Origin of the sequence: uncultured Amnibacterium sp., from assembly GCF_964245895.1 — a bacterium.
GTDB lineage: Bacteria > Actinomycetota > Actinomycetes > Actinomycetales > Microbacteriaceae > Amnibacterium.
Map to the genome: position 1 here is coordinate 24,108 of NZ_CAXTOQ010000024.1, position 8,520 is coordinate 32,627.

An 8,520-nucleotide genomic window follows, 5' to 3' on the forward strand; every position below is an offset into this window, starting at 1 on the left:
TCCCCCATGCGCGGCACGGCTAGCGTCGTGCCGTGCCGACGCCCGACTTCGTCCTCCGCCTGCGCGAGCACATCGGCACCGACCCGCTGTGGCTCATCGGCACCACCGCGGTGGTCGTGCACGACGACCGGCTGCTGCTCGTCAAGCGCGCCGACACCGGCGAGTGGGCGCCGGTCGCCGGCATCGTCGAGCCCGGCGAGCACTCCGCCGACGCCGCCGAGCGCGAGGTGTGGGAGGAGGCGCGCGTGCGCGCCGTCGTGGAGCGGCTCGCCGCCGTCGGGGTGACGCAGGAGTACGCGTACCCGAACGGCGACCGCAGCCGGTACACCGACCATACCTACCGCCTCCGCTACGTGTCGGGCAACCCGAAGGTCGGCGACGACGAGTCGACCGACGCGGGCTGGTTCCCGCTCGACGACCTGCCGCCGATCCCCGAGCGGTACCTGGCCCGCATCCACCGAGCGCTCGCCCCGGGCCCCGAGACGATCCTCGTCCGAGACGCCGAGGGCTGATTCGTCCTGAAGGCGTTCTGGCCCAGGCCAGAACGCCTTCGAAACGGAACGGCGGGGGCTGTCACCGGGGCGTGCGAGCGTTCCGGCGTGACCGACGTCAGCACCGACACCCGCACGGACGCGCTGGCCGTGCTCCGCTCCCTCGTCGGGCGGGAGGACGCGGGCTTCCACGAGGGCCAGTACGACGCGATCGCGGCGATCGTCGACGACTCCCGCCGCGCGCTCGTCGTCCAGCGGACCGGGTGGGGCAAGTCCGCGGTGTACTTCGTCGCCACGAGGCTGCTGCGCGACCGGGGCGCCGGGCCGACCCTGCTCGTCTCCCCGCTGCTCGCCCTCATGCGCGACCAGGTCGCCGCCGCGGCGCGCGCGGGGGTGCGGGCCGCCTCGATCGACTCGGCGAACCCGCACCTCTGGGACGACGTCCGCGCTCGGCTGGAGGCGGACGAGATCGACGTGCTGCTCGTCTCGCCCGAACGCCTGAACAACCCGGACTTCCGCGACACCCAGCTGCCGGCGCTCGTCCACCGGACGGGCCTGATCGTGATCGACGAGGCCCACTGCATCTCCGACTGGGGCCACGACTTCCGCCCCGACTACCGGCGGCTGCGCGAGCTGGTCGCCGCGGCCGGCAGCACGCCGGTGCTCGCCACCACCGCGACCGCGAACGGGCGGGTGGTGGAGGACGTGGAGGCGCAGCTGGGCGCGCCCGACCAGGTGCTCACGATCCGCGGGCCGCTCGCCCGCGCCTCCCTCCGCCTGGGCGTGCTGCGCACCCGGGACCAGGCGACGCGGCTCGGCTGGCTCGTCGAGCACCTCCGCGACCTCGAGGGCTCGGGCATCGTGTACGCCCTGACGGTGTCGGCCGCCGAGGACACCGCGCGGCTGCTGCGGGAGGCCGGGTACGACGTGCTCGCCTACACGGGCAGGACCGAGAACGCCGAGCGGGAGGCCGCCGAGCAGGCGCTCAAGGAGAACCGGGTGAAGGCGCTGGTCGCCACCAGCGCGCTGGGGATGGGCTTCGACAAGCCCGACCTCGGCTTCGTCGTGCACCTCGGCGCGCCCTCCTCCCCCGTCGCCTACTACCAGCAGGTCGGTCGCGCCGGGCGGGCCACCGCCTCCGCCGACGTGCTGCTGCTGCCGGGAGCCGAGGACGAGGCGATCTGGTCCTACTTCGCCACGGCGAGCATGCCGACGGAGGAGCGGGCGGACGCGGTGCTGCAGCAGCTGGACCCCGAGCGCCCCATCTCCACACCGGCGCTGGAGGCGCTCGTCGACGTCAAGCGCAGCCGCCTGGAGCTGCTGCTCAAGGTGCTCGACGTCGACGGCGCGGTCCGGCGCGTGCGCGGCGGGTGGGTCTCGACGGGGCAGCCCTGGTCCTACGACGCCGAGCGCTACGAGCGCATCGCCGCCGCGCGGCAGGCGGAGCAGCAGCACATGCTCGACTACGAGTCGCTGCCCGCCGGGCCGGAGGGCTGCCGCATGCAGTACCTGCAGCGCGTGCTCGACGACCCGACCGCGGCCCCGTGCGGGCGCTGCGACAGCTGCGCGGGCGTCTGGTTCCCGACGGAGGTGTCCGGGGAGTCGGCGGGCGCGGCGGGCGCGGCGCTCACCCGGGTCGGCGTGGCGATCGAGCCGCGCAAGCAGTGGCCGGCCGGCGCCGACTCCCGGGGCCTGCCGGTCAGGGGGAACATCGCGCCCGGCGAGCGGCCGGAGGAGGGGCGGGCGATCGCCCGGCTCACCGACCTGGGCTGGGGCGGCACGCTGCGTCGGCTGCTCGCGCCCGGCGCGCCGGACCAGGAGGTGCCGCGCGGGGTCGTGGAGGCGGCGGTCGCGGTGCTCCGCGACTGGGGCTGGGACGAGCGCCCGGTCGGCGTGGTCGCCATGCCCTCCGCGGGCCACCCGCTGCTGGTCGCCTCCACGGCGCAGGCGCTCTCCGAGATCGGGCGGCTGCCCCTGCTCGGCGCGCTCGAGCCGACGGCGCCGGAGCCTCCCGGCGGCGGGGGCGGCGCCAGCCTCGCGCGGCTCGCCGGCGTCTGGACCGCGTTCCGCGTGCCGGACGATCTGCGCGCCCGCCTCGCGGAGACGTCCGGGCCGGTGCTGCTGGTCGACGACGCCGCGGACAGCCGCTGGACCCTCACCGTCGCCGCGCGCCTGCTGCGCCAGGCCGGCGCCTCGACGGTGCTGCCCTTCGCGCTCGCGCTCCGCGCCTGACCCATTCCGTTGTGAAGGAACTTCTCGGCCAGGGCTCGAGAAGTTCCTTCACAACGGATCAGGGGGCGGGGAGGCGGCGGAGGCCCTCGAGCAGGTCCTCGCGGCTCGCCGCGACGCAGACGCGGATCCAGCCCTCCCCCGCGGCGCCGAACGCGCTGCCCGGCGCGACCGAGACCCTCCGCTCGAGCAGGAAGCGCTCGGCCCAGGCCGCGACGTCGCCGCCGGTCGCATGCGCCACGTCGATCCACAGGTAGAACGCGCCCTCCGGCTCGCGGTACCGGATGCCGCGCTCGTCGAGCAGCGCCGTCGCGGCGGCGAGGTTCTCGCGGTAGTGCGCGGCCGCCGCGACGACCGCGTCCTGCGGCCCCTCGAGCGCCGCGACCGCGGCCCGCTGGGCGGGCGTGTTCACGCAGGAGATCAGCGCCTCCTGGAAGCTGCGCAGCAGCGCGGCCGGCGTCGGCGGCGTCACGAGGTAGCCGACGCGGCCGCCGGTCAGGGCGTAGGTCTTGGAGAACGACTGGACCGTGAGCACCCACGACGGGTCGATCGCCGCCGGGCTCACGTGCGGCAGCCCGTACGTGAACGCCTCGTAGACCTCGTCGCTCACGATCCACAGATCGTGCCGCGCCGCGAAGGCGACCAGGTCCCGCACGACCGGCTCCGGGAAGACGACCCCGAGCGGGTTGGACGGGGAGTTCAGGACGATCGCCCGCGTGCGCGGCGTCACGAGGGCGTCGAGGTCGGCCGTGCGCGGCAGGAAGGCGTGCTCGGCGTCGAGCCGGTACGGCACGGGGATCGCGAACTGCATCCTCGGCGCCATCGTGAACGTGGTGTACCCGGGGTCCGGGATCAGCACCTCGTCCCCGGGCGACAGGATCAGGCCGAGCGCGAGGTAGAGCGCCTCCGTCGCACCCGGCGTGATCCACACCTGGTCGGCGCCGACGTCGATGCCGTTGTCCCGCCGCAGCTTCGCGGCGACGGCCGCCCGCAGCTCGGGGATGCCGCCGTTCGCGGTGTAACGCGTCTCGTCCGCCAGCCAGGCGGCGCTCCCGGCCGCCAGCACGTGCGGCGCGACCGGCAGATCCGGTTCTCCCACCGCGAGCGCCACGATGTCGTCGAGCGTCAGCGCGATCTCGAGGATGCGGCGGATGCCGCTCTCCGGGACGGACAGCGCGTTGGCGGTGTACGACGGCATCCGGGCATTCAACCGTCGCCGCGGGGATCTCGTCGGGCTGCTAGGCTGCCGGTCGGCTTTCGGGCATCAGCGCGCCCTCCGCGCCGCCCGTCGAGGCTCCTCCCCCACCGGAGCGGCCCTCCACCGAACTGCGAACCAGGGAGTTCCCGCATGGCCAACATCAAGAGCCAGATCAAGCGCATCGCGACCAACAAGAAGGCGACCGACCGCAACAAGGCGGTCAAGAGCGAGCTGAAGACGCACGTCCGCGCCGTCCGCACCGCCGTCAGCGCCGGCGACAAGGACAAGGCCGTCGCCGCGCTCGGCGTCGCGTCCAAGAAGCTGGACAAGGCCGTCTCCAAGGGCGTCATCCACAAGAACCAGGCCGCGAACCGCAAGTCCGCGATCGCCAAGCAGGTCGCCGCGCTGTAGTCGTCGACGGAACGGGGCCGTCCACTCGGGTGGACGGCCCCGTTCCTTGTCTCAGCGGCGGCGGGTGCCGAAGATGCCCTGCAGCACGCCGCCGAGGATCTTCTGGGTGGACCGGCTCGTGAGCACCCGCGTCACCTGGTCGACCGTCTTCCGCTGCGCCGAGGCCTTCGCCTTCGCGGCGCGCTCGGCGGCGGCCTGGTCGCGCTGCGCCTCCCGCCGGTCGGCCGCGTCCTTCCGCGCCTCCGCGGCGGCCTCCGTGGCCTGCCGGCGGGCCTCGGCGGCCGCCGCCTTGTCCGCCGCGGCCTTCGCCTTCGCCTCCTCCGCCTGGTCCTTTGACGCCTGCTCGGCCGCGGCCGCCGCGTTCATCCGAGCGGTCAGGATCTCGAACGCGGTCTCGCGGTCGAGCGCGGTGCCGTACCGCGCCTCCAGCGGCGAGGCGGCGACCACGGCCTGCATCGCGCCCGGCGCGCTCGGCGCCATGGAGCCCTGCGGCGCGCGGAGGCGGGTCCACGCGACGGGGGTGGGGGCGCCGTTCTCGTTCATCACCGTGACGACGGCCTCGCCGATGCCGAGTGTCGTCAGGACCTCCTCCAGCTCGTACGCCGAGCGGGGGTAGGTCTGCACGGTCGCCCGCAGCGCCTTCGCGTCGTCGGGGGTGAAGGCCCGCAGCTGGTGCTGCACCCGGGAGCCGAGCTGGCCGAGCACGTCGCCGGGCACGTCCTTCGGGGTCTGCGTGACGAAGACGATCCCGACGCCCTTCGACCGGATCAGCCGGACGGTGCGCACGACCTGGTCGAGGAAGTCCTTCGACGCGTCGGCGAACAGCAGGTGCGCCTCGTCGAAGAAGAACACGAGCTTCGGCTTGTCCGCGTCGCCGACCTCGGGCAGGTCGTTGAACAGGTCGGCCAGCAGCCACATCAGGAAGGTCGAGTAGAGCGCCGGCCGGTCGGCGACGCCGGGCACCTCCAGCAGGCTCACGATGCCGCGGCCGTCCGGCGCGGTGCGCAGGAACTCCTTCGTGTCGATCTCCGGCTCGCCGAAGAAGCCCTCGGCGCCGGCGTCCGCGAACGCGACGAGCTCGCGGAGGATCACGCCGACCGTCGCGGGCGAGATGCCGCCGAGCCCCGCGAGCTCCGCCTTGCCCTCGTCGCCGGTCAGGTACTGCAGCACCGCGCGCAGGTCCTCGAGCTCCGCGAGGGCGAGCCCGTGGTCGTCGGCGTAGTGGAACACGAGCGCGAGGCTCGACTCCTGGGTCTCGTTGAGGCCCAGCACCTTCGCCAGCAGCAGCGGCCCGAACCCGGACACGGTCGCGCGGATCGGCACCCCGGTGCCGTTGCCGCCGAGCGAGAAGTACTCGACCGGGAAGGAGGCGGGGCTCCAGTCCTGCCCGATCGCTGAGGTGCGGGCGGTCAGCTTCGGGTTCGCGGAGCCGGGGGTCGCGACGCCGGACAGGTCGCCCTTGATGTCCGCCGCGAACACCGGCACGCCGTGGGACGACAGCTGCTCGGTCAGCGCCTGCAGGGTGCGGGTCTTCCCGGTGCCCGTGGCGCCGGCGATGAGGCCGTGCCGATTCAGCATGCCGAGCGGGATGCGCACCTGCGCGTCGGGGACGGGCGTGCCGTTCAGCAGCGCCCCGAGCTCGAGCGCGACGCCCTCGAAGGCGTACCCGCGGCGGATCGCGTCGACCTCCGCGGCGGACAGCGGCCCCGCGGACGCCGGCGGCGCGGCGGAGGGAGACGCGGCGGGCGCGGGCTGCGCCGCGGCGGCGGCCTGCGCCTTCGCGGCCTCGACCGCGGCGGTCGCCGCCGCAGCGGCCTCCTGCGCGCGGGCGAGCGCCGCCTGCGCCTCCGCCTGCAGCCGCTCCGCGTCCGCGGCGGCCGCCGCTGCCGCCGCCTTGGCCCGATCGATCGTGGGGTCGCTCATACCGCGATCCTGGCACCCCCGAAGGTGCTCCTGGATCCGGGGAGCCGTCCGGTTCCCCGGATCCACGGACACCTTCGCGGTCAGCGGCGCGGCTCCTGCGCCTGTCGGAGGGCGCCCCGCGCGGCGATGAAGGTCACGAGGCGCTCGACGGCGAACTCCGGGTCGCGGGCGCCCCCCTTCACCTTCTCGTCCGTCTCCGCCGTCATCACGATCGCCCGCCCGAGGCCGGCGGCCTCCCAGCCCTGCGCGTCGCGCCGCGCCCGGTCGACCTGCCACGGCGCCATGCCGTGCTCGGCGGCGAGCTTCACGGCCGGGCCGCGCGCATCGAGCACCTTCGCCATCGAGCGCAGCTTGGCCGCGAGCGCGGCGACGATCGGCACCGGATCGGCCCCGCTGTCGATCGCGTGACGCAGCAGCACGAGCGCCTCCCCCGCCCGGCCGGCCAGCGCGGCGTCCGCGACCGCGAACGCGTCCGTCTCCACGCGGCCGGCGTAGTAGGCCTGCACGGTCGACTCGCCGATGTCGCCGGTGGTGTCCGCGATCAGCTGCTGGCAGGCGCTCGCGAGCTCGGCGAGCCCGCCCTGGAACGCGGACACCAGCACCCGCAGGGCGCCGGGCGCGATGCGGCGCCCGGCGGAGCGGAACTCCGCGGAGGCGAACGCGGACCGGTCGGCGTCCCGCTTCACCTCCGCGCAGGCGATCTCGATCCCGCCGCCCGCGCCGCCCCGGATCGCGTCGAGCAGCTTCTTGCCCCGCACGCCGCCGGTGTGCCGCAGCACCAGGGTGGTGTCGTCCGCCGGGGACTCCAGGTACCGGAGCGTCTCGGCGAGGAACCCCTCCGACAGCCGCTCGACGCCCGCGACGCGGATCATCCGCGGCTCCCCGAAGAGGCTCGGGCTGGCGAGGGTGCTGAGGTCGCCGGGCACCGCGGCGGCGGCGTCCAGGTCGGAGACCTCGAGACTCGGATCGGCGGCCGCGAGCGCCTCGCGGATCCGGCGGGTCGCGCGATCGGCGAGCAGGTCCTCCGGTCCCGAGACCAGCACGACCGGGGCAGGTCGCGCCTCGTCCCACGGGACCTGCGGAATCCGGGCGGCGGTGCGCCCGGCGGGCCGTGCTGCCATGCCTCGAACCTACTTCGCCGGGACCCACACGGCCGCGGTCACCGGCCGCTCGGTCCACAGCCGCAGGCGGCCGTGCGGCCAGCCGATCAGCACGAGGCCGTCCTGGTCCGTCCGCACCACCTGCACGCCCGCGTCGCGGAGCAGCCGCAGCGCCCGCCGCGTCGGGTGCCCGTAGTCGTTCTCCGCACCGACCGAGACGATCCCGAGCATCGCTCCGGCGGCCGTGTAGAACGCCGGGCTCTGGTCCGCGGACCCGTGGTGGGCGACCTTCACCACCTCGGCCGCCGGCAGTCGGCCGGCGGCGAGCAGCGCGTCCTGCGCCGCCTCCCCCAGGTCGCCGGTGAGCAGCAGGGAGGCGCCGCCGCCGGTCACGGAGAGGGTGACGCTCGCCGCGTTGCCGGGCTCGATCGCGCCGAGCGGCGCGGGCGGCCAGAGCACGGAGAGGGTCAGCCTGCCCAGGCGAGCGGTGTCGCCCCGCTGGACCTGCTGCACGGCCGCTCCCGCCCTGCTCAGCCCGGCTCGCAACGCGTCGGCGGCCGGCCCGTCCGACGGCCCGACGAACGCGCTGCGCACCCGGGAGGCGAGCGACTGCGCGGCGCCGACGTGGTCCGCGTCCCAGTGGGTCAGCACCAGCAGGTCGATCCTGCCGATGCCGAGGCGCGCCAGGCAGGCACGCATCGGACCCGGCTCGCGCCCGGTGTCCACGACCGCGTACCGTCCGCCTCCGCCGTTCAGCACCAGCCCGTCGCCCTGCCCGACGTCGCACGCCGCGAACGTCCAGTCGGTCGGGGTGCCGACGACGCGGCCGACCGTGCCGCCGACGGCGCCGCCGGCGACGGCGAGCGCGGTCGCGACCAGCGCAGCCGTGCCGACGGCGCGCGCACGCGGCGCCGCGCGGAGGAGGGCGAGCACCCCGGCGAGCAGCAGGAGCCCCGCGAGCACGGCGCCGACCGCGCCCGCCGGCCAGCCGACCTGCGGCAGCGTCGAGACCGTCCGCGCGACCAGGCCGATCCACGCGGCGGGCAGCCAGGCCAGAGCAGCGATCGCGGTCGCGAGGGGCGGCACGGCCGGGCCGATCAGGCAGGCGACGAGCCCCAGGACCGTCGCGAATGGTGCCGCGGGCTCGGCGAGGAGGTTCGCGACGACC

7 protein-coding genes are annotated in these 8,520 nt (G+C 75.4%); 3 read left to right on the forward strand and 4 right to left on the reverse strand.

The features are described from left to right. The first annotated feature begins 32 nt into the window (after positions 1 to 32). Both ACFE60_RS05655 and ACFE60_RS05660 read left to right on the forward strand, forming a co-directional pair. Positions 33 to 512: an NUDIX domain-containing protein gene (locus ACFE60_RS05655; protein ID WP_375387869.1), complete on the forward strand. Its 480-nt coding sequence runs from the start codon at positions 33 to 35 to the stop codon at positions 510 to 512. Positions 513 to 599: 87 nt separating this feature from the next. Continuing rightward, complete coding sequence (locus ACFE60_RS05660; RefSeq protein ID WP_375387870.1) at positions 600 to 2,723, forward strand: RecQ family ATP-dependent DNA helicase; 2,124 nt, start codon at positions 600 to 602, stop codon at positions 2,721 to 2,723. Positions 2,724 to 2,781: 58 nt separating this feature from the next. Here ACFE60_RS05660 and ACFE60_RS05665 read toward each other — a convergent pair whose 3' ends face one another. Next, positions 2,782 to 3,918: a pyridoxal phosphate-dependent aminotransferase gene (locus ACFE60_RS05665; protein WP_375387871.1), complete on the reverse strand. Its 1,137-nt coding sequence runs from the start codon at positions 3,916 to 3,918 to the stop codon at positions 2,782 to 2,784. Positions 3,919 to 4,068: 150 nt separating this feature from the next. Between ACFE60_RS05665 and rpsT the strand changes: the two genes are divergently transcribed. Continuing rightward, complete coding sequence (rpsT, locus tag ACFE60_RS05670; RefSeq protein ID WP_375387872.1) at positions 4,069 to 4,329, forward strand: 30S ribosomal protein S20; 261 nt, start codon at positions 4,069 to 4,071, stop codon at positions 4,327 to 4,329. Between the two features lie 51 nt (positions 4,330 to 4,380). Here the strand turns inward: rpsT and ACFE60_RS05675 are convergent, their stop codons facing one another. The 3 genes from ACFE60_RS05675 to ACFE60_RS05685 all read right to left on the reverse strand — a co-directional run. Next, positions 4,381 to 6,252 carry a helicase HerA-like domain-containing protein gene (locus tag ACFE60_RS05675; protein ID WP_375387873.1) on the reverse strand — a complete coding sequence of 624 codons (1,872 nt, stop codon included), beginning with the start codon at positions 6,250 to 6,252 and terminating at the stop codon, positions 4,381 to 4,383. A gap of 80 nt (positions 6,253 to 6,332) precedes the next feature. Further along, the gene (holA, locus tag ACFE60_RS05680) at positions 6,333 to 7,373 is read right to left on the reverse strand and encodes a DNA polymerase III subunit delta (protein ID WP_375387874.1); all 1,041 of its coding nucleotides are present in this window, start codon (positions 7,371 to 7,373) and stop codon (positions 6,333 to 6,335) included. 9 nt (positions 7,374 to 7,382) lie between these two features. Continuing rightward, on the reverse strand, positions 7,383 to 8,520 hold a 1,138-nt coding region (locus tag ACFE60_RS05685; protein ID WP_375387875.1), incomplete at its 5' end, for a ComEC/Rec2 family competence protein.

Bases quoted from the DNA above. Each gene is read 5' to 3' on its own strand.
- ACFE60_RS05665 (WP_375387871.1), bottom strand. From the start codon at position 3,918: ATGCCGTCGTACACCGCCAACGCGCTGTCCGTCCCGGAGAGCGGCATC.
- rpsT (WP_375387872.1), top strand. From the start codon at position 4,069: ATGGCCAACATCAAGAGCCAGATCAAGCGCATCGCGACCAACAAGAAG.
- ACFE60_RS05675 (WP_375387873.1), bottom strand. From the start codon at position 6,252: ATGAGCGACCCCACGATCGATCGGGCCAAGGCGGCGGCAGCGGCGGCC.
- holA (WP_375387874.1), bottom strand. From the start codon at position 7,373: ATGGCAGCACGGCCCGCCGGGCGCACCGCCGCCCGGATTCCGCAGGTC.